The sequence below is a fragment of the Brevundimonas sp. genome (genome assembly GCF_013912065.1).
Taxonomy (GTDB): Bacteria; Pseudomonadota; Alphaproteobacteria; order Caulobacterales; family Caulobacteraceae; genus Brevundimonas.
Genome location: NZ_JACESA010000004.1, coordinates 18,511 through 44,185, shown reverse-complemented (window position 1 = coordinate 44,185; position 25,675 = coordinate 18,511). Strand labels below are relative to the sequence as shown.

At 67.0% G+C, this 25,675-nt stretch carries 24 protein-coding genes; 21 read left to right on the top strand and 3 right to left on the bottom strand.

The window, feature by feature from the left end:
• Positions 1 to 14: 14 nt before the first annotated feature.
• Genes proS through H2037_RS04600 form a run of 3 tightly spaced genes read left to right on the top strand, consistent with a single transcriptional unit; the run spans position 15 to position 3,308 of the window.
• On the top strand, positions 15 to 1,331 hold the full coding sequence (gene proS / locus H2037_RS04610; protein WP_292118359.1) for a proline--tRNA ligase: 1,317 nt from the start codon (positions 15 to 17) through the stop codon (positions 1,329 to 1,331).
• Entirely contained in the window at positions 1,328 to 2,614 is a 1,287-nt protein-coding gene (locus tag H2037_RS04605; protein ID WP_292118357.1) for a lipoprotein-releasing ABC transporter permease subunit, read from the top strand. Before proS ends, H2037_RS04605 begins: the two co-directional genes overlap by 4 nt.
• Positions 2,607 to 3,308: an ABC transporter ATP-binding protein gene (locus tag H2037_RS04600; protein ID WP_292118335.1), complete on the top strand. Its 702-nt coding sequence runs from the start codon at positions 2,607 to 2,609 to the stop codon at positions 3,306 to 3,308. Before H2037_RS04605 ends, H2037_RS04600 begins: the two co-directional genes overlap by 8 nt.
• Positions 3,309 to 3,345: 37 nt before the next feature.
• On the opposite strand, the gene msrA is transcribed toward H2037_RS04600, so the two are convergent.
• Complete coding sequence (msrA, locus tag H2037_RS04595; protein WP_292118334.1) at positions 3,346 to 3,963, bottom strand: peptide-methionine (S)-S-oxide reductase MsrA; 618 nt, start codon at positions 3,961 to 3,963, stop codon at positions 3,346 to 3,348.
• 372 nt (positions 3,964 to 4,335) lie between these two features.
• On the opposite strand from msrA, the gene dnaE reads away from it, so the two are divergent.
• Together dnaE and H2037_RS04585 are read left to right on the top strand one after the other, a co-directional pair.
• Positions 4,336 to 7,794, top strand: a complete 3,459-nt coding sequence (dnaE, locus tag H2037_RS04590; RefSeq protein ID WP_292118332.1) for a DNA polymerase III subunit alpha — start codon at positions 4,336 to 4,338, stop codon at positions 7,792 to 7,794.
• Complete coding sequence (locus tag H2037_RS04585) at positions 7,794 to 8,309, top strand: DUF3224 domain-containing protein (RefSeq protein ID WP_292118330.1); 516 nt, start codon at positions 7,794 to 7,796, stop codon at positions 8,307 to 8,309. Before dnaE ends, H2037_RS04585 begins: the two co-directional genes overlap by 1 nt.
• 10 nt (positions 8,310 to 8,319) lie before the next feature.
• Here H2037_RS04585 and H2037_RS04580 read toward each other — a convergent pair whose 3' ends face one another.
• Together H2037_RS04580 and H2037_RS04575 are read right to left on the bottom strand one after the other, a co-directional pair.
• Positions 8,320 to 9,138, bottom strand: a complete 819-nt coding sequence (locus H2037_RS04580; RefSeq protein WP_292118329.1) for a M23 family metallopeptidase — start codon at positions 9,136 to 9,138, stop codon at positions 8,320 to 8,322.
• The gene (locus tag H2037_RS04575; RefSeq protein WP_292118327.1) at positions 9,135 to 9,839 is read right to left on the bottom strand and encodes a hypothetical protein; all 705 of its coding nucleotides are present in this window, start codon (positions 9,837 to 9,839) and stop codon (positions 9,135 to 9,137) included. The genes H2037_RS04580 and H2037_RS04575 overlap by 4 nt, the downstream gene beginning before the upstream one ends.
• Before the next feature lie 151 nt (positions 9,840 to 9,990).
• Here H2037_RS04575 and H2037_RS04570 point away from each other — a divergent pair, with 151 nt between their 5' ends.
• The 16 genes from H2037_RS04570 (at position 9,991) to lpxB (ending at position 25,673) form a co-directional block, all read left to right on the top strand.
• Positions 9,991 to 10,584: a DUF4142 domain-containing protein gene (locus H2037_RS04570; protein ID WP_292118325.1), complete on the top strand. Its 594-nt coding sequence runs from the start codon at positions 9,991 to 9,993 to the stop codon at positions 10,582 to 10,584.
• A 225-nt stretch (positions 10,585 to 10,809) separates the two neighbouring features.
• Positions 10,810 to 11,694: a 30S ribosomal protein S2 gene (gene rpsB / locus H2037_RS04565; protein ID WP_292118323.1), complete on the top strand. Its 885-nt coding sequence runs from the start codon at positions 10,810 to 10,812 to the stop codon at positions 11,692 to 11,694.
• A 148-nt stretch (positions 11,695 to 11,842) separates the two neighbouring features.
• The gene (gene tsf / locus H2037_RS04560; protein WP_292118322.1) at positions 11,843 to 12,784 is read left to right on the top strand and encodes a translation elongation factor Ts; all 942 of its coding nucleotides are present in this window, start codon (positions 11,843 to 11,845) and stop codon (positions 12,782 to 12,784) included.
• 125 nt (positions 12,785 to 12,909) lie between these two features.
• Positions 12,910 to 13,644 carry a UMP kinase gene (pyrH, locus tag H2037_RS04555; protein ID WP_292118320.1) on the top strand — a complete coding sequence of 245 codons (735 nt, stop codon included), beginning with the start codon at positions 12,910 to 12,912 and terminating at the stop codon, positions 13,642 to 13,644.
• 40 nt (positions 13,645 to 13,684) lie between these two features.
• The gene (gene frr / locus H2037_RS04550; protein ID WP_292118319.1) at positions 13,685 to 14,242 is read left to right on the top strand and encodes a ribosome recycling factor; all 558 of its coding nucleotides are present in this window, start codon (positions 13,685 to 13,687) and stop codon (positions 14,240 to 14,242) included.
• A 38-nt stretch (positions 14,243 to 14,280) separates the two neighbouring features.
• Positions 14,281 to 15,039: a polyprenyl diphosphate synthase gene (gene uppS / locus H2037_RS04545; RefSeq protein WP_292118317.1), complete on the top strand. Its 759-nt coding sequence runs from the start codon at positions 14,281 to 14,283 to the stop codon at positions 15,037 to 15,039.
• Complete coding sequence (locus tag H2037_RS04540; RefSeq protein ID WP_292118314.1) at positions 15,039 to 15,860, top strand: phosphatidate cytidylyltransferase; 822 nt, start codon at positions 15,039 to 15,041, stop codon at positions 15,858 to 15,860. The genes uppS and H2037_RS04540 overlap by 1 nt, the downstream gene beginning before the upstream one ends.
• Positions 15,857 to 17,053 carry a 1-deoxy-D-xylulose-5-phosphate reductoisomerase gene (dxr, locus tag H2037_RS04535; RefSeq protein ID WP_292118312.1) on the top strand — a complete coding sequence of 399 codons (1,197 nt, stop codon included), beginning with the start codon at positions 15,857 to 15,859 and terminating at the stop codon, positions 17,051 to 17,053. Before H2037_RS04540 ends, dxr begins: the two co-directional genes overlap by 4 nt.
• Positions 17,054 to 17,076: 23 nt before the next feature.
• Positions 17,077 to 18,294: a M50 family metallopeptidase gene (locus H2037_RS04530; protein WP_292118747.1), complete on the top strand. Its 1,218-nt coding sequence runs from the start codon at positions 17,077 to 17,079 to the stop codon at positions 18,292 to 18,294.
• Positions 18,295 to 18,323: 29 nt separating this feature from the next.
• The gene (gene bamA / locus H2037_RS04525; RefSeq protein ID WP_292118310.1) at positions 18,324 to 20,729 is read left to right on the top strand and encodes an outer membrane protein assembly factor BamA; all 2,406 of its coding nucleotides are present in this window, start codon (positions 18,324 to 18,326) and stop codon (positions 20,727 to 20,729) included.
• Between the two features lie 36 nt (positions 20,730 to 20,765).
• Positions 20,766 to 21,371, top strand: coding sequence for an OmpH family outer membrane protein (locus H2037_RS04520; RefSeq protein WP_292118307.1), 606 nt, complete (start codon positions 20,766 to 20,768; stop codon positions 21,369 to 21,371).
• Positions 21,372 to 21,378: 7 nt separating this feature from the next.
• Positions 21,379 to 22,392, top strand: a complete 1,014-nt coding sequence (lpxD, locus tag H2037_RS04515) for a UDP-3-O-(3-hydroxymyristoyl)glucosamine N-acyltransferase (protein ID WP_292118306.1) — start codon at positions 21,379 to 21,381, stop codon at positions 22,390 to 22,392.
• Between the two features lie 2 nt (positions 22,393 to 22,394).
• Positions 22,395 to 22,859, top strand: coding sequence for a 3-hydroxyacyl-ACP dehydratase FabZ (fabZ, locus tag H2037_RS04510; protein ID WP_292118303.1), 465 nt, complete (start codon positions 22,395 to 22,397; stop codon positions 22,857 to 22,859).
• Positions 22,859 to 23,647: an acyl-ACP--UDP-N-acetylglucosamine O-acyltransferase gene (lpxA, locus tag H2037_RS04505; RefSeq protein WP_292118300.1), complete on the top strand. Its 789-nt coding sequence runs from the start codon at positions 22,859 to 22,861 to the stop codon at positions 23,645 to 23,647. The genes fabZ and lpxA overlap by 1 nt, the downstream gene beginning before the upstream one ends.
• A complete protein-coding gene (gene lpxI, locus H2037_RS04500) occupies positions 23,644 to 24,495 on the top strand; it encodes a UDP-2,3-diacylglucosamine diphosphatase LpxI (protein ID WP_292118298.1) in 852 nt (283 codons plus the stop codon). Before lpxA ends, lpxI begins: the two co-directional genes overlap by 4 nt.
• On the top strand, positions 24,492 to 25,673 hold the full coding sequence (lpxB, locus tag H2037_RS04495; RefSeq protein ID WP_292118297.1) for a lipid-A-disaccharide synthase: 1,182 nt from the start codon (positions 24,492 to 24,494) through the stop codon (positions 25,671 to 25,673). The genes lpxI and lpxB overlap by 4 nt, the downstream gene beginning before the upstream one ends.
• Positions 25,674 to 25,675 lie beyond the last annotated feature (2 nt).

Below are 25,675 nucleotides of genomic sequence, written 5' to 3'. Positions count from 1 at the left end.
TAGGATTCCCCATCATGCGCCTGTCGCGCTTTTTCCTGCCCACGCTGAAGGAAGCCCCTTCGGACGCCCAGATCGTTTCGCACCAGCTGATGCTGCGCGCCGGCATGATCAAGCAGGAGGCCGCCGGCATCTACGCCTGGCTGCCGCTGGGCCTGCGGGTGCTGCGCAAGATCGAGCAGATCGTCCGGGAAGAGCAGCAGCGGGCCGGCGCGATCGAACTGCTGATGCCGACCCTGCAACTGGCGGACCTGTGGCGCGAGAGCGGCCGTTACGACGCCTACGGCCCCGAGATGCTGCGCATCACCGACCGGCACGAGCGCGAACTGCTGTACGGCCCGACCAACGAGGAGATGATCACCGACATCTTCCGCGCCTATGTGAAGTCCTACAAGTCGCTGCCGCTGAACCTGTTTCACATCCAGTGGAAGTTCCGCGACGAGCGCCGCCCCAGGTTCGGCGTCATGCGCGGCCGCGAGTTCCTGATGAAGGACGCCTATTCGTTCGACGTCGACGAGGCCTCGGCCCGCAAGGCCTATAATCGGATGTTCGTGGCCTATCTGAACACCTTCGCCCGCATGGGTCTGAAGGCCGTGCCGATGCGCGCCGACACCGGCCCCATCGGCGGCGACCTGAGCCACGAATTCATCGTCCTGGCCGAAACGGGTGAAAGCGCCGTCTTCTGCGACAAGGCCCTGGTGGAAATGCCGGCGCCGGGCGCGGACGTGGACTGGGACGATCTTCAGTCAATCGTTGATCAGCGAACCGCGCTCTACGCCGCGACCGAGGAAATGCACGACGAAGCCCGCTTCGAGGCCGAGACCGCCGAGGGCGACCGCCTGTCGGCGCGCGGCATCGAGGTCGGCCACATCTTCTATTTCGGCGAGAAATACTCGGCCCCGATGAAGGCCAAGGTCGCCGGGCCGGACGGTCAGGACGCCAATGTCCACATGGGCAGCTATGGCGTCGGCGTGTCGCGCCTCCTGGGCGCCATCATCGAGGCCAGCCACGACGAGGGCGGCATCATCTGGCCCGACGCTGTGGCCCCGTTCGACGTGGTCGTGATCAATCTGCGCGCCAATGACGAAGCCGTCTCCGCCGCCTGCGAGGACGCGGTGGCCCAGCTGGAAAAACTGGGCAAGGACGTGCTGTATGACGACACCGACGAACGGCCGGGCGGCAAGTTCGCCACCGCCGACCTGATCGGCGTGCCCTGGCAGCTGACCATCGGTCCCAAGGGCCTGGCCGACGGCGTTGTCGAGCTGAAGCGCCGCGCCACCGGCGAGAAGGTCTCCGTGCCCCTGGCCGAAGCCATCGAAAGGTTGACTGCTTGAACCTGCCGTCCCGTCCTTCCGGCGCCTTCTCCGCGTGGGAGATCGGCCTGGCCCTCCGCTACCTGCGCGCCAAGCGCAAGGAGGGCGGGGTCGCCACCATCGCCGTGATCAGCTTCATCGGCATCATGCTGGCCGTTGCCGTCCTGATCAGCGTGATGAGCATCATGGCCGGCTTCCGCTCCGAACTGCTGGGCCGGATGCTGTCGTTCAACGGCCACATGTACGTGCAGGGCCCGGTCCTGACCTCGGAAGGCCGCGACGCCGCCCTGAAGCGGATCGCCGACGTGCCCGGGGTGGTCAGCGTCACCCCCCTGAATGAGAGCCAGAGCCTGGTCCGGGTCGGCAACTTCACCACGGGCGCCATGGTCCGCGGCGTACGGCCTCAGGACCTGGCCACCACCAAATACGTGTTCGACAGCCTGACGCCGCAGGAACGGGCCAATTTCGGCCAGGGCGACTACGGCGGCGACCGCATCCTGATGGGCGCGGCCCTGGCCAACTCCCTCGGCCTGCGGGTGGGCGACCCCGTCACCCTCTATTCCCCGACGGGCGCCGATAGCGCCTTCGGCAATCTGGGCGGGCTGGAGAAAACCTATTTCGTCGGCGGCCTGTTCCGTTCTGGCACCGCCGACTTCGACCGCGCCTTCCTGTTCATGCCGCTGGAGCAGCAGCAGCTGTTCTTCGGCAAGGAGGGGGTCTGGGACGCCATCGAGATCAAGGTCGACGATCCCGACCAGGTCGGCGAACTGACCCCGGCCATCCACGACGCCGCTGGACCGGGCGCGATCGTCAGCGACTGGCGCGAGCGGCTCGCCGCCTTCTACGGCGCCCTGCGGGTCGAGCGGGTGGCCATGAGCATCATCCTGGGCCTGGTCGTCGCCATCGCCGCCATGAACATCATCTCCGGCATCGTCATGCTGGTGAAGAACAAGACGCGCGACATCGCCATCCTGCGCACCGTCGGCGCTAGCCCCTCGGCCATCCTGCGCATCTTCTTCATGTCCGGCGCCATGATCGGCGTGGCGGGCACTCTGGCGGGCCTGGCCCTGGGCCTGCTGTTTTGCTGGAACATCGGCGCCATCCAGCACGCCATCGAGGCGGTGCTGGGGGTCCAGCTGTTCAATGCCGACGTCTATCAGCTGGACGCCATCCCGGCCCTGGTCGATCCCATGGACGTGACCTGGGTGGCCTTGCTGTCGTTCGGCATGAGCTGTGTCGCCAGCCTGCCGCCGTCCTGGACGGCCTCTCGCATCGATCCGGTGGAGGCGCTCCGCTATGAGTAGTCCCATCCTGTCGGTGCGCGGCCTGACCCGCACCTATGACACCGCCAACGGCGGCCTGACCGTGCTGAAGGGCGTCGATCTGGACGTCATGCCGGGCGAGATTGTCGGCCTGATCGGTCCGTCCGGCTCGGGCAAGTCCAGCCTGCTGCACGCCGCCGGCCTGCTGGAAAAGCCGACCGAAGGCACGGTCGCCATCGACGGCGAGATGGTGGGGGATCTGGACGAGCGCGCCCGCACCCGTCTGCGCCTGTCGCGCATCGGCTTCGTCTATCAGTTTCACCATCTGCTGGCCGAGTTCGACGCCCGCGACAATGTCGCCCTGCCGATGCGCATCGCGGGCCTCAGCCTCGCCAAGGCCCGCGCCCAGGCGGAGGAGACCCTGACCGCCCTTGGCCTGGGCGAGCGCCTGACCCACCAGCCGGCGCAACTGTCCGGCGGCGAGAAGCAGCGGGTCGCCATCGCCCGCGCCCTGGCCAATCGCCCGCGCCTGCTGCTGGCCGACGAACCGACCGGAAACCTCGACCCGACGACCAGCCAGTCGGTGTTCGAATCCCTGCGCGACCTGGCCAAGACCACGGGCGTCGCCGCCCTGATCGCCACCCACAACATGGAGCTGGCCGGCCACATGGACCGCGTCTTCGCCCTGAAGGACGGTCATCTGGAAGAACGGGCGGCCGAAAGCCAAGCGTATTGAGCCAGGCTTATTGAGTCAGGCCTGCTGAATACTCGCCTCAGCTGACTGCGGCGTCGCCCCAGATGGCGCGCAGGCTTTGCGGTCGGCGGCAGCCCTGACGATAGGCTTCGTAATGGGCGTGGTTGCGGCGGGCGTAGTCCTGGTGTTCCTGACCGGCAGGCCAGAAGCGCTGGACGCCGACGACCGGGGTGGTGAAGCTCTTGCGCAGGACCCGCATCGCCGCGTCGCGCGAGGCCACAGCGGCCGCACGCTGATCCGCCGTGGCGAAGACCGCCGTCCGGTACGACGGCCCCTGGTCGCAGAACTGCCCGTCCGGGTCGGTCGGATCGATGGTGCGCCAGTAGCGGTCCACCAGGGCGCGATAGCTGACCACGGTCGGGTCGAAGGTCACCTGAACCGCCTCCATATGGCCGGTTCCGCCGCGCACCACCTGATAATAGGTCGGATTGGCCGTATGGCCGCCGACGAAGCCCGACACCGCCGAATAGACGCCGGGCAGGCCGTCGAAAGCCTTCTCCTCGGACCAGAAACAGCCGCCGGCGAAGATCGCGGTCTGGGTAGCGGGTTGGTTCTGCGCGCCGGCGCTGCCTAGCGGCGACAGGCCGGCGATCAACGACAGGGCCAGGGCGGTGGCGAAGGTGCGGGTCTTTGACATGGGACATCTCCCTTTCTCCAAGGCCATACGATGGGGCGGATCGATTGGTTTCAAGCCTGCCCCGCCTGGGGCTAACAACGGGGGTTGACGAGAACAATGAGGGAACATAGAACAAGTCAGGAACATTGATCGACCTGGGGATAAGACCATGCCGCGTTTGATGAGAGATCTGCTGTCGCTTGCATCGTGCGGCGGCTTCGTCTGGATGGCCTGGCAGGCGGCCCTGATGGTCACCTCGGTCTGACAAGCAGGTTCGGCGCCTTTGGCACGTTTGGCGCCTTGTCACCCTGTTTTAGCGCCAAGGCGCTGGGCGCCATTGGTGCGCTGACCGAGTCGGGGTCTAATCTGCAGTCAAGCTGAAGGAGTGGACGGGTGAGCGGGGCAGAAGGTCAGGGTTTCGTCCATCTGCGGGTCCGCTCGGCCTATTCGCTGCTGGAAGGCGCGATCAAGGCGGGCAAGATCGGCAAGATGGCTGCGGACGCGGGCATGCCGGCGGTGGCCATCGCGGACCGGACCAATCTGTTCGGCGCGCTCGAGTTCAGCCAGTACACCCGGGACGCGGGCGTCCAGCCGATCGTCGCCTGCGCCCTGCCGGTGTTCGACATCGGCGGGCGCCAGACGCCCCGCTGGGCCAAGACCCCGACCGTGGTCCTTCTGGTCCAGAACGAGGCCGGATGGCGCAATCTGTGCGCCCTGTCATCCTCGGCCTATCTGGACGCGGGCGAGATGGCCGAGCCGGGCGTGGCCTGGGGTCAGGTCGCGGCGCGGTGCGAAGGTCTGATCCTGCTGTCGGGCGGTCCCGACGGTCCGGTCGACCCCCTGTTCGCCCAGGGCAAGACGGCCGAGGCCGCAGCCGCTTTGGAGACGATGAAGTCGGTCTTCGGGGACCGCTTCTATGTCGAGCTTCAGCGCCACGGCCTGGACGACGAGAAGCGAGCCGAGCCGGGGCTGGTCGAATGGGCCTACGCCCATGACGTCCCCCTGGTCGCCACCAACGACGTCTATTACGCCAAGGCGGCCCAGGCCAAGTCGCACGACGCCCTGCTGTGCATCGCCGACGGCGCCTTCACCGGCCAGGAAGACCGCCGCCGCATCACCGGGGAGCACTGGTTCAAGTCGGCGGCCGTCATGCGCGACCTGTTCGCCGACCTGCCCGAGGCCTGCGACAGCACCATCGACATCGCCCGCCGCTGCGCCTTCCTGGTCAAGACCCACGCGCCCATTCTGCCGCGCTTCGATACCGGGGCGGGACGGTCCGAGGCCGACGAACTGGCCTATCAGGCGCGCGAGGGCCTGAAGGTCCGCCTGACCGAGGCGCCGCCCGCCGTGCCGGTCGAGGAATACTGGGCGCGCCTGGAGTGGGAGGTGGGCATCATCCAGCAGATGGGCTTCCCCGGCTATTTCCTGATCGTGTCCGACTTCATCAAATGGGCCAAGGAACACGGGATCCCGGTCGGCCCGGGACGGGGCTCCGGGGCCGGCTCGCTGGTGGCCTGGTCCCTGACCATCACCGATCTGGACCCGCTGCGGTTCGGCCTGCTGTTCGAGCGGTTCCTGAACCCCGAACGGGTCTCCATGCCCGACTTCGACATCGACTTCTGCCAGGAGCGGCGCGAAGAGGTGATCGACTATGTCCAGGCCCACTACGGCAAGGACCGGGTGGCCCAGATCATCACCTTCGGCACGCTCCAGGCGCGGGCCGTGCTGCGCGACGTCGGCCGGGTGTTGCAGATGCCGCTGGGTCAGGTGGACCGGCTCTGCAAGATGGTGCCGAACAATCCGGCCGCGCCCGTCACCCTGGCCCAGGCCATCGACCTTGAGCCGCGCCTGAAAGAGGCGAGGGACGCCGAGCTGGCGGTTCGCACCCTGCTGGAAACGGCGCTGGAACTGGAGGGGCTGTATCGCAACGCCTCGACCCACGCGGCCGGCATCGTCATCGGCGACCGGCCCTTGGTCGAACTGGTGCCCTTGTATCAGGACCCGCGCTCCACCATTCCGGCGTCCCAGTTCAACATGAAATGGGTCGAGCCGGCGGGGTTGGTCAAGTTCGACTTCCTGGGCCTGAAGACCCTGACCACCTTGGACCGGGCCCACGGCTATCTGTCGCGGCGCGGGGCCGCCCCGGTCTGGAACCAGCTGCCGCTGGACGACGCCCGCACCTATGAACTGATGGCCTCGGGCCAGACGGTCGGGGTGTTCCAGCTGGAATCCCAGGGCATGCGCGACACCCTGCGCAAGATGCGCTGCGGCTCGATCGAGGAGGTCACCGCCCTGATCTCCCTCTATCGGCCGGGGCCGATGGAGATGATCGACACCTATATCGACCGCAAATTCGGTCGGGCCGAGGTCGATTATCTGCACCCCAGTCTGAAAGAGGTGCTGACCGAGACCTATGGGGTCATCATCTACCAGGAACAGGTGATGAAGATCGCCCAGATCCTGGCCGGCTACAGCCTGGGCGAAGCCGACCTGCTGCGTCGCGCCATGGGCAAGAAGAAGAAGGAGGAGATGGACTTCCAGCGGGCGCGCTTCATCAAGGGCGCCCTCGAAAAGGCCGTTCCCGAAACCCAGTCCGGCTCCATCTTCGACCTGGTGGCCAAGTTCGCCGGCTATGGTTTCAACAAGTCGCACGCCGCCGCCTACGCCCTGATCTCCTTCCAGACGGGCTGGCTGAAGGCCAATCATCCGGTCGAATTCTTCGCGGCTTCCATGAGCCTGGACCTGTCGAACACCGACAAGCTGGCGGTCTTCTACCAGGACGCCAAACGGTTCGACGTGCCGGTCCTGCCGCCCGACCTCAACCGCTCCTCGGCCGACTTCGACGTTGCCTGGGACGAGACCCAGGGCTCGGTCCTCTACGCCCTCGGCGCCATCCGCAACGTGGGCCTCGAGGCGATGAAACACGTAATCGAGGTGCGCGAGACCGGCGGCCGTTTCGCCGACATCTTCGACTTCCTGGAACGGGTCGATCCCCGCAGCGTCAACAAGCGGGCGCTGGAGGGTCTGGCCAAGGCCGGCGCCTTCGACAGCATCCATCCCAACCGCCGCCAGCTGGTCGAACAGGCCGATGTGCTGATGGCCTATTGCCAGAGCGTGGCGGCCGAGCGCGCCTCGTCTCAGGTCAGCCTGTTCGGCGGAGATCAGGCCCACGTCGGACGCCCCCGCCTGAAGAGCGTGGACCCCTGGGTCGGGCCTGAGCGGCTGGATCACGAGCTGGCCGCCGTCGGCTTCTATCTGTCAGGCCACCCGCTCGACGACATGACCTCGGCCCTGAAGCGCAAGCGCGTCACCTTCGTCGCCGAAGCCATTCCCCTGGCCGAGTCCGGCCACGAGGCTTTCCAGATGGCCGGGGTGGTGCGCCGCCGACAGGAACGGGCCAGCGCCAAGACCGGCGAGAAGTTCGCCTTCGTCACCTTCTCGGACCCGACCGGCGAGTTCGAATGCCTGTTCCCCCCCGAACAGCTGCGCAAATGCCGCGAGGTGCTGGAGCCCGGCGCCACGGTCATGGTCCGGGTCCGCGCGAAGGCGTCGGAAGGCGAGGTGCGCTTCTTCGGCGACGACGCCGCGCGGATGGACAATCTGCTGGACGACGCCAACATCGGCCTGCGGGTCCATGTCTCGGCGCGCACCGCCGACGCCGAGGCGCTGAAGGCCCGGCTCGAACGCGCCCGCTCCGGCGCCATCGGCAAGGGGGGCGAAATCTCCCTCATCGCCTCGCTGGACGGCCGCCAGGAGGTCGAGCTGAAACTGCCGGGCCGCTACCGCCTGGACGGCGCCCTGCGCGGCGCGCTGAAGTCGGCGCCGGGCGTGCTGATGCTGGAGGAGGCGTGATGATCGGCGCTCTGCTGTCCGGCATTCTGCTGATGTCGCCGTTCGACGTCTCTCAAGCCGCAGCCCAATCGGCTGCAACCCAATCTGCTGCGGGCCAGTCCGTCCCGAACCGGAGCTCCTTCATGTCCCACGCCGTCGGAACCTTCGAGGTCCAGATCACCCCGGTCCCGCCCGCCACCGACGCCCCCGCCGACGCCCACGGCCGGATGCAGCTCAGCAAGACCTTCCAGGGCGGGCTCGAAGGACGCGGTCTCGGCGAAATGCTGGCGCTCCGGACCGGCTCGGACGGCGCCTATGTCGCCATGGAGCGGGTGACGGGGACGCTGGGCGGACGTCACGGCGCCTTCTCCCTGGTCCATCGCGGGATCATGGATGCGGGCGCGCAGGAGCTGCTGATCACCATCGTCCCCGGCTCGGGCGAGGGCGAACTGGCGGGGATCAGCGGGGTCTTCCACCTGACCATCGCGGACGGCGAACACCGCTACGACCTCGAATACAGCCTGCCGGAAGCGTGACGCCGCCCGGTCAGGCGTCGCCGGGCGGGGCGTTCAGCAGCCTGCCGTAGCTGTCGACCAGACTTGAATAGACCGGCACGAAGATCACCGCCGTCGACCCGCCGGACGTCACCGGGGCCTTCATCTCGAAATGCAGATGGATCGTCGTCGCATTGCCCCCGAAATCGGCCGAGACCTTGCCGATGTGCTGGCCCCGGGTGACCGCCTGACCTTCGTGGATCAGGGCGCGGACCCCCGGCATGTCCATGTGCAGATAGCGATAGATCCGCCCGCTGGCCCCCTGGATGAAGACCGTATAGCTGCCGATCGAGGTCACCGTGCCGGACTCGGCGGCGACGACCCAGTGGACCTTCTTCACGCAGGTCGCGGGGCGGATGTCCTGACCCTGATGCCCCTTGCCGCTGGGACACATGCCGTTGGTCCAGGACCGGGTTTCGCAGAAGTTATCGCGCCACGGGTAGTCGTAGTTGCGGCTGTCGCACTGCCCGCCAGGCCCCGGCGCCTGATAGCCGCCATAGCCGTAGACCTGCGAGTTGGCGAAGGCCGGAGCCGCCTCCATGGGGAAGCGCATGCCGGGCGCCCACACGGTCAGGTCGGTCGCGCCGGAGCCTGAGCCGGGATAGAGGGCGCCGCCCGGCTCATGCGGCCAGGTCACGGGTTCGGGCACGGGCGGCGTCGGCGGAGCTTCGGGCTCGGGAACCGGGGCCGGTGCGCCCGGCTGGGCGGGATCGGCCGGCTGAGGCGGGGGCGGCGTCGAGGGCGTCTGGCCGCATCCGGTCGGGGAACAGGCCGCCAGAAGCAAAAGGGCGGGCAGGGCGAAGTGTTTCACTGTCCCCCTCCGCCGAGCAGTTGCAGCGAGGCGGCGAGGCCGACGGCGGCGGCTTCCGTACAGTTCGGCGGCCCCATGGCGTCGCAGACCAGGGTCAGGTTGTAGGCCGCGCCAAAACGGACGAAGGCGACATCGACGCCATATTCCGTCTGTTCCACCAGGATCTGCGACAGACCGCGCTCGGCTGCCTGGGCGCGGGCGGCCTCGACGGGGGCGACTGCGCGCGCGAGTGTTCTCGGCGTCGCCGTGGCCCGCGTCGCCGAGGTCGGTGAAGACGTCGGGGGCGAGGCCCCGGTCGGGGATCGTAGCGCCCGGGTCGATCCGAAAATTTCGATGATCAGGCCGTCTCGGCGGACCACCAGCGTATACTGGCGGTCGCCGGGATAGTAGCGGGCGGTCCGCAGCAGCGCGGGATCGGCGGGACCGAGCACGGGAACGGGGGAGGCCTCGATCTGCGTCAGGATCGACGCCGTCGCGCGATCCTGACGAAGGACGCCGCGAAGGCGGGCGGCCAGGGGATCCTGGCGCGCCTGGGCGAGGGCGGCCTGGCTCGCGCGGCTAGGCGCGAGGGGGATCTCAGAAGGCGTAGGGCCGATCGGGGCCGCGGACGGCGTCTGCTGAGGCTGAACCTGGGTCCAGGCCACGCCCGCGCCCACGGCCGCAGCCGCTACGATCGCGCCAAGTCCGGCTTTCCACGCCATGCCCCTGTCCCCCGTTTATCTTAATATATATCAACGGTCGTCGAATTCCGAGGGCCGATCACCGTCTGGGCCGCTTAAGGCTAAGCTTATGATTTTTCGGAACCTCACGGTTCCGCGATGGGTTCTGGCAGTCCACAGGGAGACTGTTCCAATGAAAAACATCCTCATCGCCGGCGCCGCGTCGCTGGCCCTTCTGGCCGCCTGTAACCAGGGCGACGATACGGCTGGACAGAACGCGAGCGAAGCCGTCAACGCGACCCAGGACGCCGCGTCGGGCGTCGTCGGTCAGACCTCGGCCATGACGCTGGGCGCCAACACCGTCGAAGGCTTCGTCACCAACCTGGCGATTGGCAACATGTATGAGATCGAGGCGGCGCGGATCGCGTCCACCAGGTCGAACAACGCCGACGTCAAGGCTTTGGCGGCCATGATCGAAAAGGACCACACCGCCGCTGGCGAAAAGCTGAAGTCGACCGTTTCGACGGCCGCGCCTGACGTGACCGTTCCCACCATGCTGGACGAACGTCGCAAGGGCATGATCGACAATCTGAACGCCGCCACGCCGGGCGACTTCAACAAGGTCTATCTGGACCAGCAGGTCGCGGCCCATAACGAGACCCTGACCCTGCTCAACGGTTTCTCGGACAACTCGGACGCTCCGGCCCTGGCGGGCCTGGCGCGGGAACTGATCCCGACCATCACCACCCACCGTGATCGGGCCCAGGCCCTGGTCAATGCGATGTAAGACCGGTCGGTCATCTGGTCGGCGAAGGGCGGTCCCGAGAGGGGCCGCCCTTCGTCATTTCCGACGCGACGCTTGCTATTGCGGCCGATCCCGCCTAAACGGCCCGCGCACTTCGCAACGCGGGCGAGGCGCGTTTCGGGGAGACATCCCGATCCGCTCCATTCCGAGGGTCGTCAGACCTTTAATCCCCGCGCCACGTTCGATCGGAAAAAGGACTTAACGATCATGGCTCTGCCTGAATTCTCTATGCGCACCCTGCTGGAAGCGGGCGCCCACTTCGGCCACCAGACGCACCGCTGGAACCCGAAGATGGACCGCTACATCTTCGGCTCGCGCTCGAACATCCACATCATCGACCTGTCGCAGACGATGCCGCTGTTCCACCAGGCTCTGGTGGCCGTGCGCGAAGTCGCCGCCAAAGGCGGTCGCGTCCTGTTCGTCGGCACCAAGCGTCAGGCCGCCGACCCGGTCGCCGAAGCCGCCAAGCGCTGCGCCCAATACTATATGAACAATCGCTGGCTGGGCGGCACCCTGACCAACTGGCGCACCGTCTCGGGTTCGATCGCCCGCCTGCGCGAACTGGAAGGCATCCTGGAGAACGGCGGCGAAGGCCGCGTCAAGAAGGAACTGCTGAACCTGCAGCGCGAGAAGGACAAGCTGGAGCTGTCGCTGGGCGGCATCAAGGACATGGGTTCGATTCCGGACATCATGTTCGTGATCGACACCAACAAGGAAGCGATCGCGATCCAGGAAGCCCGCAAGCTGAATATCCCGATCATCGCCATCCTGGACACCAACTCGGACCCGGACGGCATCACCTATCCGGTCCCGGGCAACGACGACGCCGCCCGCGCCATCCAGACCTACTGCGACCTGATCGCCGACGCCGTCCTGGACGGCCTGGCCGCCGGCGCCTCGGCCTCGGGCATCGACCTGGGCGCTTCGGAAGCTCCGATCGAGCCGATGCTGCGTGAAGCCTCGACCCCGGTCGAAGCTGACGCCGCTCCGGCCGGCACGGAAGAAGTCGCTGCCGAACTGCTGGCCTCGGACGACACCTCGGCCAACACCGAAGCTCTGGATGCGGTCGAGACCGAACAGGCTGCAGGCTAACGCCTGCCGGCCATTCCTTGACGCTAGGCTTGCCGCGCGGCGGCTCGTGACTTGAGCGTCATTCTGAAGGCCGTGCTTTGAACTGACACACGGCCGGGCTAAATCAGCCCGGCCGTTCCCACATACGAAATCCCCCAAGGAGAATAACATGGCCGAGATCACTGCCGCCCTCGTGAAGGAACTTCGCGAGCGTTCGGGCGTCGGCATGATGGACTGCAAGAAGGCGCTGGTCGAAAACGACGGCAATATCGAAGCAGCGATCGACTGGCTGCGCGCCAAGGGCCTGTCCAAGGCCGCTAAGAAGGCTGACCGCGTCGCCGCCGAAGGCCTGGTCGCCGTGGCGTCCAAGGAAGACGGCAAGGGCGAAGTCGCCGCCGCCATCGAGTTCAACGCCGAAACCGACTTCGTCGCCCGTAACGAACTGTTCCAGAACGCCGCCAAGTCGTTCGCCCAGCTGGGTCTGGACCACCATTCGGTCGATGCCCTGCACGGCGCAGAACTGGAAGCCGGCAAGACGGTCCAGGACGAAGTGACGAACATGATCGCCACCATCGGCGAGAACATGCAGCTGCGTCGCGCCGCCCGCCTGTCGGTGTCGGAAGGCGTCGTCTCGACCTATGTCCACAACGCGGTGTCGCCGGGCGTGGGCCGTATCGGCGTGCTGGTCGCCCTGGAAGGCGAGGGCGACAAGACCGCTCTGCGCGAACTGGGCCGCAAGATCGCCATGCACGTCGCCGCGACCGCCCCGCTGTCGCTGAACACCGACGACCTGGACCCGGCCGCCATCGAGAAGGAACGCACCGTCCTGACCGAAAAGGCCAAGGAAGAAGGCCGTCCGGAAGCCATGATCGCCAAGATCGTGGAAGGCCAGATCAACAAGTTCCAGAAGGACGTGGTGCTGTCGAAGCAACCGTTCGTCATGGACCCGGACGTGACCATCGAACAGCTGGTCGCCAACTCGGCCAAGGAACTGGGCTCCTCCAACCTGCACCTGGCCGGCTTCGTGCGCCTGGCCCTGGGTGAAGGCGTCGAGAAGGTCGAAGGCCCCGATTTCGCGGCCGAAGTCGCCTCGATGATGGGCGGAAACTAAGCCTCATCCCCTCATTCGTGAGGGTTTTCTATCAGAAGGGCGCGTTCGGCTTTGATGGCTGGCGCGCCCTTCGTCTATAAGAAGTCGCCTGATTCAACGGCGCCGCAGACAACGGACCCTCCCGCATGCCCGACGCCCCCTCGAATTTCCGCTATAAACGCGTTCTGCTGAAGGTTTCCGGCGAGGTGCTGATGGGCGATCAGTCCTTCGGCGTCGACATGAAGACCGTCGACACCGTCGCCAAGGCCGTGGCCCAGGTCGCCGCCGAGGGCGTCGAGATCTGCCTGGTCATCGGCGGCGGCAACATCTTCCGCGGCCTGTCCAAGGCGGCGGCGGGCATGGAACGCGCCCAGGCCGACTATATGGGCATGCTGGCCACCATCATGAACGCATTGGCCATGCAGTCGGCGCTGGAGAAGATCGGCGTCTCGACCCGGGTGCAGAGCGCCATTCCGATGGCGGCCATCGCCGAACCCTACATCCGCCGCCGCGCCCTGCGTCACCTCGAGAAGGGCCGTGTGGTGATCTTCGCCGCCGGCGTCGGCGCGCCCTTCTTCACCACGGATTCGGGCGCCGCCCTGCGCGCCGCCGAAATGGGCTGCGACGCCCTGCTGAAGGGCACCAGCGTGGACGGCGTCTATACCGCCGACCCCAAGAAGGACCCGGACGCCACCCGTTATGACACCCTGACCTACCAGGAAGTCCTGGCCAAGGACCTACGGGTCATGGACGCCTCCGCCATCGCCATGATGCGCGACACCGGCATTCCCATCGTCGTCTTCTCGATCCGGGAAGACGATTCGCTGCGCCGGGCCCTGACGGGCGAAGGCACCTGCACGATCATCCAGGATCGCGGCTGATTGTTCGGACGACCAGTAAAAGACGAGAGAGACCAAGCCCATGGCCAAGCCTGACGTTAAGACCTATCGCGACCGCATGGAGAAGTCGGTCGCCGCCCTGAAGGAAGAATTCAGCGGCCTGCGCACCGGACGGGCCAACGCCGGCCTGCTGGAGCCCGTGCGGGTCGAGGCTTACGGCTCGGCATCGCCCCTGACTGCGGTGGCGGCCATCAGCGTGCCCGAGCCGCGCATGATCACCGTCAGCGTCTGGGACAAGGCCATGGTGATTGCGGTCGAGAAAGCCATTCGCAACGCCAACCTGGGCCTGAACCCGATCGTCGATGGACAGATGCTGCGCATCCCAGTCCCGCCGCTGACCGAGGAGCGCCGCAAGGATCTGGTCAAGCTGGCCGGCAAATACGCCGAACAGCAGAAGATCGCCGTGCGCAACGTCCGCCGCGACGCCAACGACGACCTGAAGAAGGCCGAGAAGGCGGGCGAGATCAGCCAGGACGAACAGAAGAAGATGGAAACCGAGGTCCAGAAAGAAACGGACGCGGCCATCAAGCGTATCGACGAGACCTTGAAGACCAAGGAACAAGAGATCATGCAGGTCTGAGGCGGATCGGCTAGGGCCTGATGGGATCGAACGACAGAATGACGGCAGACAGCGCCGCGCCTTCAGGCTCGCGTCCGGACGGACCGCGACACGTCGCCATCATCATGGACGGCAATGGCCGTTGGGCGAAGGCGCGCGGCCTGCCGCGCGCCCTGGGGCACCGCGAGGGCGTTCAGGCGCTGAAGCGGACCATCCAGGCGGCGCCCGATTTCGGCATCCGCTGCCTGACCGTCTTCGGCTTCTCGACCGAGAACTGGAGCCGCCCGGCCGACGAGGTTTCGGACCTGATGGGGCTGGTGCGCACCTATGTGGCCAGCGACCTGGCGCGGCTGGAGAAGGCGGGGGTCCGCCTGCGCATCCTGGGCCGCCGCGAGGGACTGCCGACGGACATCGCCGCCATCATCGACAAGGCCGAGGCCCAGACCGCTCACAACGACAAATTCATCCTGCAGGTGGCCTTCAACTACGGCGGCCGGGCCGATCTGGTCGACGCCGCGCGTCGGCACATGGAGCGGATGCTGGCGGGCGAGACGGTGGAGCCGCTGACCGAAGAGACTTTCGCTTCGGGTCTGGCCACGGCCGGATCGCCGCCGCTGGACCTGATCGTGCGCACCTCGGGCGAACAGCGACTGTCGAACTTCCTCCTGTGGGAAGCCGCCTATGCCGAACTGGTGTTCCAGGATGTTCTGTGGCCGGACTATGGGCCGGAAGCGTTGGGAGAGGCGGTCGCCGTCTTCGCCCAGCGCGAGCGTCGCTACGGCGGGCGCGAGGCCGCGCCCGCGCGCGCGTCTGCCTGATGGCGGTCAAGGGACGTGACATCGCGCTGAGGGCGGCTTCGGCCGCCGTACTGGCGCCGGCGGCGGTCGCCGCGACCTGGATCGGCGGCGTCTGGTTCTTGGGGCTGATCGTCGCCGCGAGCGTCGTCCTGGCTTTCGAATGGGGGGCGATGAGCGCGCCGCGCGCGCCGCGCCTGATCGGCGGGGCCGTCAGTCTGGCCGTCGTGGCGGCGGTCGTCAGCGCCTATTTCGGCGCGATGTCGGTGGCTTTCGTCATGCTGGTGTTCGGGGCCGCCGGGGCGGCGCTGTTCGCCCGCAGCCGGGGACAGCAGGCCGTGGATGCGGCCTATGGAGTGCTCTATCTGGGCTGGCCGTCGGTGCTGCTGATCTGGCTGCGCGACGTGGACAGCACGGTAGGACTGCATTGGACGGCCCTGGTCTTCGCCGTGACCTGGTCGGCCGACATCCTGGCCTATCTGGCCGGTTCGACCTTCGGCGGACCCAAGCTGTGGCCCAGCTATTCGCCCAACAAGACCTGGTCCGGCTTCATCGGCGGCATCGTGGCGGGGGCCATCGCCGGCGCCGCGATGACCGCCTGGTTCGACATGGGGCCTCTGACCGTCTTCTGGGGCGCCTTCCTGGGGCTGGCTGCGGCCCTGGCGACCATGGGCGGGGATCTGTGGGAGTCGGGCCTGAAACGACGGTTCGGGGTCAAGGACGCCGGCAACACGATTCCCGGCCACGGCGGCCTGCTGGATCGGGTAGACGGTCTGATGTTCGCGGTCGTGGTGGTGGCGGCGGGCCGTCTGTTGGTGGTCCTGCTCGAACGGGGTGTGTCTTGATCCGTCGTCGCGTCACGGTTCTGGGCTCGACCGGTTCGGTCGGCTCCTCGACCCTGGACCTGATGGATCAGGCGACCGCGTCGGGCACGGGCGCCTTCGAGGTCGAAGCCCTGACGGGGGGCGCCAATATCGCGAAACTGGCGGAACAGGCGCGACGCTGGAAGCCCCGGCTGGCCGTGACCGCCGACCCCAACAGGCTGGACGACCTGCGCGACGCCCTGGCCGGCACCGGCGTCGAGGCCGCGGCGGGCGAGAACGCCATTGTCGAGGCGGCGACGCGACCGACCGACTGGATCATGGCCTCCATCGTCGGGGCGGCGGGTTTGAAGTCGGCCTGGGCGGCCGCCGACACCGGCGCCATCCTGGCCCTGGCCAACAAGGAGAGCCTGGTCTGCTGCGGCGCCGCCCTGATCGATCGGGTCGGGCGGGCAGGGGGTCGGCTGATCCCCGTCGATTCCGAACATTCCGCCATCTTCCAGGTCTTTCCGGCAAAGGCGCCGGAACAGGTGTCTAAACTGGTGCTGACCGCGTCGGGCGGCCCGTTCCGGCAGACCCCGCGCGAGCAGATGACCGCCATCACGCCGGAACAGGCCGTGGCCCACCCGAACTGGAGCATGGGCGCCAAGATATCAGTCGACAGCGCCACCATGGCCAACAAGGGCCTGGAGATGATCGAGGCGGCCTATCTGTTCGCCATGCCCGTCGATCAGATCGATGTGGTGGTCCATCCGGAATCGATCATCCACAGCCTGGTGGAATATGTGGATGGTTCGACCCTGGCCCAGATGGGGCCGCCCGACATGCGCACCCCGATCGCCTGCGCACTGGCCTGGCCCGAACGGATCGCCTGGCCCGCGCCGAAACTGGACCTGGCGGCCCTGGGCCGGCTGACGTTCGAGGCGCCAGATCTGGCGCGCTTCCCGGCGCTGGAACTGGCGCGTCAGGCGCTGAAGATGGGGGGCGCGGCGCCGGCCGTGTTCAACGCCGCGAACGAGGTCGCGGCCTTCGCATTTCTTGACCGCAAGCTGGGCTTTCTCAATATTGCCGCAGTCGTCGCCGAAACCCTTGAGCGTGCGACGAAAGCGGGGACGGCTTTCGGCTCTGGAGACGCCTGTGGCGCGGCCCTCGAGGTCGATGCGGAGGCGCGAAGGATAGCCGGATCCATTATCGCCGGACTGGCGAACGCGGCCTGATCGGCCAGGGGAGACGATTGAACATGCTGGGCGCCCTGGGTCAGATCCTGATCTATATCGTGCCGTTCCTGCTGGTGCTGACCTTCATCGTCACCATCCATGAGCTGGGTCACTTCCTGGTCGCCCGCGCCTTTGGCGTGAAGGTGGACCGGTTCGCCATCGGCTTCGGCAAAGCCATCTTCAGCAAGACCGACCGGCACGGCATCGAATGGCGGTTCGGCTGGATGCCGCTGGGCGGCTATGTCAAATTCTCGGGTGATCTCGACGCCTCCAGCGTGCCGGATCAGGCGGGCCTGGCCGAACTGCGCCAGAGGGTGATCGCCGAAGGCGGACCCGGGGCCGAACGCGATTATTTCCACTTCAAGCCGGTGTGGCAGCGGGCGTTGATCGTCGCCGCCGGACCCGTCGCCAACTTCATCCTGGCGATCACCATCTTCTCGATCCTCTTCATGGCCGTCGGGCAGCAGATCCGACCGGCCCGCGTGGCCCAGGTCCAGGCCGGTTCCCCTGCGGCCGCTGCAGGATTCCAGGTCGGCGACCTGATTACGGGCGTCAACGGCAAGACCATCGACGACGGCGGGGAGGTGACCCAGACCGTCATGCTGTCCACCGGCGATCCCGTTCGTTTCACCGTCGAACGCGGAAGCCGGGTCGTCGAACTGGTCGCGACGCCGGAGCGCCGGGAGGAAAACGATCCCATCGCCGGCCGCGTGAAGGTCGGTCGGATCGGCCTGGCCCTTGGTTCGACGGCCGCGGACGTGCGCCATGTTCGTTACGGCCCGGTCGACGCCGTGGTGGAAAGCGTACGCCAGACGGGCAATGTCATCGGTTCGACCCTGACCTATCTCGGCCGGTTGATCACCGGGCGCGAGTCCGGCGATCAGTTCAGCGGCCCCCTCGGCATCGCCAAGGCGACCGGGTCCCTGACCACCGCGGCGGTGGAGGCCAATCCGGCGCCTCAGGCCATTGCGATCAATCTTCTGCTCACGCTCACAAGCTTCGCCGCCATACTTTCGATCGGAATCGGCTTTCTAAATCTGCTGCCCATTCCTGTGCTGGACGGCGGCCATCTGCTTTTCTACGGCTACGAAGCCGTGGCGCGGCGGCCCGTTGCGGCGCGGTATCAGGAGATGGGCTATCGCGCAGGTCTTGCGCTTCTGGCGGGATTTATGTTGTTCGCGACGTGGAACGACCTACAGAAGCTCAACCTCTTCCAATTCCTCGGCGGGCTCGTCTCGTGAGCCGACGCCAGCCCCCGATGGTTTTCAGAATGAACGACATGAATTCTCGCGCCGCCGTCCGACTGAGCGCCCGTTCCAGCCTCCTGGCGCTGGTCGTCGCCGCCGGTCTCGGCGCACCCGCCCTGGCGCAGACGGCGCCGGCTCCCGAGGCGGCCGGCGAAGAACCGCCGCGCGTCGAGGTGGCTCCGGCTCAGTCCCTGACGATCAACCGCATCCTGGTGCAGGGCGCTCAGCGGATCGACCAGACGACAGTGCTGTCCTATCTGCCGATCCGCCCCGGCGACACGGTCGACGCGGCGGTGCTGGACGTCGCGGTCCGCACCCTGTCCCGCACCGGCCTGTTCGCCGACGTGCAATTGGGCGTCCAGAACGGCGATCTGATCGTTCAGATCGTCGAGAACCCGATCATCAACCAGGTGGTGTTCGAGGGCAACAAGGCCATGACGATGGACAAGCTGACCAAGGAGGTCACCTTGCAGCCGCGCGGCATCTACACCCGCGCCAAGGTCCAGGAAGACGTCGGCTCCATCGTCGAACTGTATCGCCTCCAGGGCCGTATCTCGGCCACCGTGACCCCGAAACTGGTTCAGCTGGAGCAGAACCGCGTCGACGTGATCTTCGAGATCAACGAAGGGCCCCAGACCGGGATCAGCGCGATCAACATCCTGGGCAACCAGGCCTTCTCGGACGGCGACGTCCGGGACGTCATGGTGACCGAGCGGTCGCAGTGGTGGAAGTTCTTTTCCAGCAACGACAACTATGATCCCAATCGCCTGGATTACGACCAGGAGCAGTTGCGCAAATTCTATACGAACCGCGGCTATTATGACTTCCGCATCATCTCGTCGGTGGCCGAACTCCAGCCCGACGATCAGGCCTTCCAGCTGACCTTGACCCTGAACGAAGGGGACAAGTACAATTTCGGCAAGGTCGACGTCATCACCGAGAATGACCGGCTAAACGCCCAGTTCCTGAAGGCTCTGGTGCCGATCCGCGAAGGCCAGCTCTATGAGAGCGACAAGATCGAACAGGCGGTCGACGCCCTGACCTTCGCGGCCGGTTCGGCCGGCTACGCCTTCGTCGAGATCAATCCAACCTATCGCGCCAACCCGGAGACCGACACGGTCGACGTGACCTTCAACGTCTCGGAAGGGCAGCGGGTCTACATCGACCGCATCAATGTGATCGGCAATACCCGCACAGTCGATCCGGTCATCCGCCGCGAACTGATGCTGACGGAAGGCGACGCCTTCAATCGCGCCCTGATGGAACGGTCGCGCAACAACCTCCGCGCCCTTGGCTTCTTCAAGGACGTCAAGATCGAGGAAACGCGCGGCAGCGCGCCGGATCGCTCGGTCATCAACGTCAATGTCGAGGAACAACCGACCGGCGAACTTTCGGTCGGCGCCGGCTTCAGCTCCGTCGATTCCTTCACCGTCAACCTGGGGATTTCCGAAAGGAACTTCCGCGGTCGGGGCCAGAATGTGGTGGCGCGGATGGAATGGGGTTCGCTGCGCCAGCAGGTCGATTTCCGCTTCACCGAGCCGAAGTTCCTGGGCCGCGACCTGCGCGCGGGCTGGGACCTGTTCCACTCGCGCTATGATCTGAGCGATTATTCGTCCTACGACTACCGTTCGACCGGCGGCGGGCTGCGCCTGTCCTATCCGCTGAACGGCAATATGCTGCTCAGCACCCGCTACTTCCTCAAGTCGGACGAGATCATCGTTCCGGACGGCTACTGCAGCACCACCGGCAGCGGGTCTTCGGCGCTGTGCGATCAGGTCGGCAGCTATCTGAACTCGTCGGTCGGCTATACGCTGCAGATGAACTACACCAACGATCCGATCCGGCCGACGCGCGGCTGGTCCGGTTCGTTGCGCCAGGACTTCGCGGGCGTCGGCGGCGACGTGAACTATGCGAAGACCGAGGCCGACGCGGCCTGGTATTATGGTCTCACGCCGCGCTGGGTCGTCAGCGTCCAGGGGTCCACCGGCTATATCAGCGGCTGGAACGGCGATCCGATCCGGATCAACGACCGCTTCTTCAAGGGCGGCAACAGCTTCCGCGGCTTCGAGACCGCCGGCATGGGGCCGCGCGATCTGGATACGACCGACTCCCTGGGCGGCAATTTCTACGCCATCGGCACAGTTGAACTGACCGTGCCGAACTATCTGCCCGAGCAGTACGGCATCAAGACCTCGCTGTTCGCCGACGTCGGCACCTTGGGCGTGCTGGATGATCGGTATAAGCTGACCTCCACCGGCACCGAGGACACGAGCATCGCCGACGAGTTGTCGCTGCGGGCTTCAGCGGGCGTCAGCATTCACTGGAAGTCGCCGATGGGTCCGATCCGGTTCGACATCTCAAAGGTCCTGTCCAAGGAAGACTACGACAAGACGGAATCCTTCCGCTTCTCGACCTCCACCCAGTTCTAAGGAAGCGACGCAAAAGCGCTCGCACGAGGAATACCCATGAAAGCTCTGATCATCGCCGCCACGGCCGCCGCCTCGTTGGTCGCCACCGCTGCATCGGCCCAGCAGGCCGCAGCGCCGCAAAATCCGGGTCCGGTCATTCCGGGCGTCTGCGTCTATTACAACGCCCGCCTGCTGGCCCAGTCGGCCGCCGGCCAGGCCGTCGAGACGCGCATGCAGCAACTCGCCCAGGAAGTTCAGGGTGAACTGCAACCCTACGCCACGTCGTTGCAAGCCGAAGCCCAGCAGCTCCAGACCTCGGGCGCCAGCCTGCCGGCCGCCGATCTGCAACAGCGCCGCCAGGCCCTGCAGCAGCGCGCCCAGGAGGCCCAGCAGTTGGAAGCCACGCGCGAGAACGAACTGCGCTACACCCTGGCCATGCAGCGTCAGGCCATCACCGAAGCCGTGTCGCCGATCCTGACTGCGCTGTATCAGGAGCGGGGCTGCGGCCTGCTGCTGGACCGCGAAAGCGTCTTCATGATGAACCCAGCCATGGACCTGACGGACGCCGCGATTCAGCGCCTGAACACGGCTCTGCCGACCCTGTCGTTCAACCGCATGGCGGTTCCGGCCCAGCAGTCGCAACAGCCGGCCGCCGCCAACTAAGGTCCACATGCCCGATCCCCGCTTCTTCGAAACCCTCGCGCCCCTGTCCGTCGCCGATCTGGCGGCCAAGATCGGAGGCGAGGTCGAGAGGGGCGGGGATCGGATCATCGCCTCCGTCGCGCCCCTGTCCTCCGCGGACCGGGGCGCGATCGCGTTTTTGGGCGACCGCAAGTTCGCCGCCGCCCTAGCGGAGACCCAGGCCGGCTGCGTGATCGTTCCGGCCGAGGCGGCTGCATCCGCTCCCGCCGACGCCGCTGTCATCATATCGCGGACGCCCCAGGCCGCCTGGGCGATGGCTTCCCTGCTGCTGCACCGACCCGTCACGCTGGACCACGCCATTTCCGCGTCCGAGGCGGCCGAGGACGACAGCGTCGTCGTAGAGCCAGGCGTGGTGCTGGGCCAGGGCGTCCGTATCGGACGGGGCACGCGGATCTGCGCCAACACCGTCATCGGTCCGGGCGTCCAGATCGGCCGCGACTGCGTGATCGGCTCCAATGTCACCGTCGGTTTCGCCCTGATTGGCGACCGGGTGAAACTGTATGCGGGAGCTCGGATCGGCGAGGCGGGCTTCGGCGCCACCGGCGCATCCGGCGGGATCATGGACATCCCTCAGTTAGGCCGCGTCATCTTGCAGGACGGGGTCACGGTCGGCGCCAACAGCTGCATCGATCGCGGCGCTTACGGCGATACGCTGATCGGTGAGAACACCAAGATCGATAATCTGGTCATGGTGGGCCACAACTGCGTCATCGGCCGCAACTGCCTGCTGGTGGCCAATACCGGAATCTCGGGATCCGTCACGGTCGGGGACAATGTCATCTTTGGCGGCAAGGCCGGCGTCGGCGATCACATCACCATCGGCGAGGGCGCGCGGGTCGCGGCCGGCGCCGGGGTGCTGGCGAATATTCCGGCGGGCGAGACCTGGTCCGGTTATCCGGCCCGTCCGATCCGACAGTTCTTGCGCGAGACCATCTGGCTCGCCAAACAGGCCTCTTCAAAGAAGGCCCCGAAGGAATCATAGGGATGAACGAAGACGGCAAGATCGACTACGCCGAGGTGATGCGGCGGCTGCCGCACCGTTATCCCTTCCTGCTGGTGGACAAGGCCGAGGACTTCGTGCCCCGGACCTCCATCGTCGGCATCAAGAACGTCAGTCACAACGAGCCCTTCTTCCCCGGTCACTTCCCGATCGATCCGGTGATGCCGGGCGTGCTGATCGTCGAGGCCATGGCCCAGACGGGCGCTCTCCTGATGTCCAAGACCCTGGACGTCGCCGTGGCCGACAAGGTCATCATGTTCATGTCGATCGACGGCGTGCGCTTCAGAAAGCCCGCGCGGCCGGGCGACCAGTTGCGCATGGAGGTCAAGGTGATCAAGGCCCGGGGCGACGCCTACAAGTTCCGCGGCGAGACCTTCATCGACGGCAAGCTGGCCGCCGAGGCCGAATTCATGGCCATGGTCGTCACCGTACCGGAGCCCGCAGCCTGATGACCGTTCACCCGACCGCCCTCGTCGACGCCTCCGCCACCCTGGCCGACGGGGTCGAGGTCGGGCCCTGGTGCGTCGTCGGTCCAAACGTGGTTCTGGCCCAGGGCGTACGCCTGGTCAGCCATGTGGTGGTTCAGCAGGACACGACGGTCGGCGCCGGGACGGTCATCCATCCGTTCGCCGTCATCGGCGGCGACCCGCAGCACAACGGCTACAAGGGCGAGCCGGTGCGGCTGGAGATTGGCGAGAACAATCTGATCCGCGAGCACTGCACCTTCAACCGGGGCACGCCGCAGGGCGTGGGCGTGACGGTGATTGGGTCCAACAACCTGTTCATGACCGGCGCCCATGTGGGCCACGACTGCGTGGTCGGCAACAATGTCGTCATGGCCAATAACGCCACCCTGGGCGGCCATGCCCAGGTCGGCGACAAGGTCTTCCTGGGCGGGCTGTGCGCCGTGCACCAGAACGGCCGGGTGGGCCAGGGCGCGATCATCGGCGGGCTGGCGGCCGTGACCCGCGACGTCATCCCCTATGGTTCGGCCTGGGGCAATCACGCGCGGCTGCGCGGGCTGAACCTGATCGGGCTGAAGCGCAAGGGGTACGGCAAGGACCAGGTGCGGCGGCTGCTGGCCGCCTATCGCGACCTGTTCGAGGGCGAGGGCGAGTTCGCCGGGCGGATCGACGGCGTCGCCGAACGCTATGCCGACCTGCCCGAGATCATGGAGATCATCGCCTTCATCCGCGACGGCGGACGGCGCCCGCTGTGTCTGCCGAACGCGGAATGACCGGCGCTGGCGGATCTGTTGGCAAGCTGGGTCTGATCGCCGGCGGCGGCGACCTGCCGGCGGCGGTGGCGGCGCGGTGTGACGCCGAGGGGCGTCCGATCTTCGTGGTGCGGCTGGCGGGCTTCGCCGACCCGCATCTGATCCGCTGGCCCGGCGCGGAGTTCGGCATGGCTCAGATCGGGGCCATATTGAAGGCGCTGAAGACCGAGGCCTGCACGACCGTCTGTCTGGCGGGAATCGTCAATCGGCCCGACTTCAAGACTTTGAAGCCCGACCTGAAGGGCGCGACCCTGCTGCCCGGCATTGTGGCGGCGGCGGCCAAGGGCGACGACGCCCTGTTGCGCAAGATTCTGGCGGTGTTCGAAGCCGAGGGGTTCGCCGTCGAGGGAGCCGACGATATTCTGGGTGGAGAGACCCTGCCGCAGGGCGCCCTGGGCGCCGTGTGGCCGACGCCGGAGCAGGTGTCCGACCTCAAGAAGGCGCTACACGTCGCGGAAAAATCGGGTGAACTGGATATCGGCCAGGGCGCTGTGGTTTGCGACGGCCTGGTCCTCGCGGTCGAGGCCCAGGAGGGCACCGACGCCATGTTGAGCCGGGTGGCGAGCCTGCCCGCCGACCTGCGTGGCTCCGCCGCCTCCCGCAAGGGCGCCCTAGGCAAGGCGCCCAAGCCGATTCAGGATCTGCGGGTCGACATGCCGGTGATCGGACCCCGCACCGTCGAACTGGCGGCGGCGGCCGGGCTGGCCGGCATAGGCGGGGTGACGGGACGGCTGATCCTGATCGACCGGCCGGCTATAGTGGCGGCCGCGGACCGTCTGGGTCTGTTCGTCTGGGGCGAAGACCGATGAGCCGTCCGTTGAAGATCATGCTGATCGCAGCCGAGGCGTCGGGCGACGCCCTGGGCGCCGGCCTGGCGCAGGCCCTGCGAAAACGGCTGGGCGAGGCGGTGATCTTTGTCGGGATCGGCGGCCCCCGCATGGCGGCCGAGGGAGTGGTCAGTCCGTTCGACATCGCCGAACTGTCGATCCTGGGCTGGATCGAGGGCCTGCGCGCCTATGGCATGGTCAAGCGACGCGTCGCGGAGACTGCGGCCCTGGCCGCGCGGGAACAGCCGGACGCCGTCGTCCTGATCGACAGCTGGGGCTTCACAATCCGGGTGGCGGAGGCGATCCGCGCCGCCAGGCCGGGCCTGCCCCTGATCAAATATGTCGGGCCGCAGGTCTGGGCGTCGAGGCCCAGCCGCGCCAGGACCCTGGCGCGGGCGGTGGATCATCTGCTGGCCCTCTACGCCTTCGATGCGCCCTGGTTCGAGCGCGCGGGCCTGCCGACGACCGTCGTCGGGTCCTCGGCCCTGCATGTGGACATGGAGGGCGCGGACGGCGCGGCCTTCCGCGCGCGGCGCGGCATCGCCGCCGACGCGAAACTGCTGCTGGTCCTGCCGGGCAGCCGCCCCGCCGAGATCGCGCGGATGACGCCGGTCTATGAGGCGGCGGTTCGACGGCTGAAGAACGAGGACCCGACGCTAGAGGTGGCCGTGGCGGCCGCCGGCACCGTGGCTCAGGACGTCGCGGGCCGGGTCGCGGCCTGGCCCTTCCGGGTTCATCTGGTCGACGAGGCCGAGAAATACGACGCCATGCGCGCCGCCACCGCCGCCCTGGCCACCAGCGGCACGGTCTCGACCGAATTGGCCCTGGCCGGGACGCCCATGGTCATCGCCTACCGGATCGGCGCCCTCAGCTATCAGTTGATGAAGCGGGTGGTGACGGCCAAGCACATCACCCTGTTCAACATCGCCGCCGACGAGCGGATCGCGCCCGAGTTCATCCAGGACGCGGCGTCCCCAGAGGTTCTGGCCCAGACGGTCGGGCGGTTGCTGAACGATCCGCAGGCCGCCGCCGAACAGGCGCGGCGTCAGACGGCGGCGCTGGACCTGATGGGGCGCGGCGGGCCGGACCCGTCGGAGCTTGCCGCCGACGCCGTGTTGCGGGTGATCGCCGCCAAGACGCAGGACGGGGCGAGGGGCTGATC

What these genes read in the sequence shown, in the direction of transcription:
- H2037_RS04600 (WP_292118335.1), top strand. Translation starts at nt 2,607, where the DNA reads ATGAGTAGTCCCATCCTGTCGGTGCGCGGCCTGACCCGCACCTATGAC.
- frr (WP_292118319.1), top strand. Translation starts at nt 13,685, where the DNA reads ATGGCCAAGCCTGACGTTAAGACCTATCGCGACCGCATGGAGAAGTCG.
- fabZ (WP_292118303.1), top strand. Translation starts at nt 22,395, where the DNA reads ATGAACGAAGACGGCAAGATCGACTACGCCGAGGTGATGCGGCGGCTG.
- lpxA (WP_292118300.1), top strand. Translation starts at nt 22,859, where the DNA reads ATGACCGTTCACCCGACCGCCCTCGTCGACGCCTCCGCCACCCTGGCC.
- H2037_RS04520 (WP_292118307.1), top strand. Translation starts at nt 20,766, where the DNA reads ATGAAAGCTCTGATCATCGCCGCCACGGCCGCCGCCTCGTTGGTCGCC.
- H2037_RS04540 (WP_292118314.1), top strand. Translation starts at nt 15,039, where the DNA reads ATGGCGGTCAAGGGACGTGACATCGCGCTGAGGGCGGCTTCGGCCGCC.
- proS (WP_292118359.1), top strand. Translation starts at nt 15, where the DNA reads ATGCGCCTGTCGCGCTTTTTCCTGCCCACGCTGAAGGAAGCCCCTTCG.
- pyrH (WP_292118320.1), top strand. Translation starts at nt 12,910, where the DNA reads ATGCCCGACGCCCCCTCGAATTTCCGCTATAAACGCGTTCTGCTGAAG.
- lpxB (WP_292118297.1), top strand. Translation starts at nt 24,492, where the DNA reads ATGAGCCGTCCGTTGAAGATCATGCTGATCGCAGCCGAGGCGTCGGGC.
- lpxI (WP_292118298.1), top strand. Translation starts at nt 23,644, where the DNA reads ATGACCGGCGCTGGCGGATCTGTTGGCAAGCTGGGTCTGATCGCCGGC.
- tsf (WP_292118322.1), top strand. Translation starts at nt 11,843, where the DNA reads ATGGCCGAGATCACTGCCGCCCTCGTGAAGGAACTTCGCGAGCGTTCG.
- H2037_RS04570 (WP_292118325.1), top strand. Translation starts at nt 9,991, where the DNA reads ATGAAAAACATCCTCATCGCCGGCGCCGCGTCGCTGGCCCTTCTGGCC.
- msrA (WP_292118334.1), bottom strand. Translation starts at nt 3,963, where the DNA reads ATGTCAAAGACCCGCACCTTCGCCACCGCCCTGGCCCTGTCGTTGATC.
- H2037_RS04575 (WP_292118327.1), bottom strand. Translation starts at nt 9,839, where the DNA reads ATGGCGTGGAAAGCCGGACTTGGCGCGATCGTAGCGGCTGCGGCCGTG.
- H2037_RS04530 (WP_292118747.1), top strand. Translation starts at nt 17,077, where the DNA reads ATGCTGGGCGCCCTGGGTCAGATCCTGATCTATATCGTGCCGTTCCTG.
- uppS (WP_292118317.1), top strand. Translation starts at nt 14,281, where the DNA reads ATGACGGCAGACAGCGCCGCGCCTTCAGGCTCGCGTCCGGACGGACCG.
- H2037_RS04585 (WP_292118330.1), top strand. Translation starts at nt 7,794, where the DNA reads ATGATCGGCGCTCTGCTGTCCGGCATTCTGCTGATGTCGCCGTTCGAC.
- rpsB (WP_292118323.1), top strand. Translation starts at nt 10,810, where the DNA reads ATGGCTCTGCCTGAATTCTCTATGCGCACCCTGCTGGAAGCGGGCGCC.
- bamA (WP_292118310.1), top strand. Translation starts at nt 18,324, where the DNA reads ATGAACGACATGAATTCTCGCGCCGCCGTCCGACTGAGCGCCCGTTCC.
- lpxD (WP_292118306.1), top strand. Translation starts at nt 21,379, where the DNA reads ATGCCCGATCCCCGCTTCTTCGAAACCCTCGCGCCCCTGTCCGTCGCC.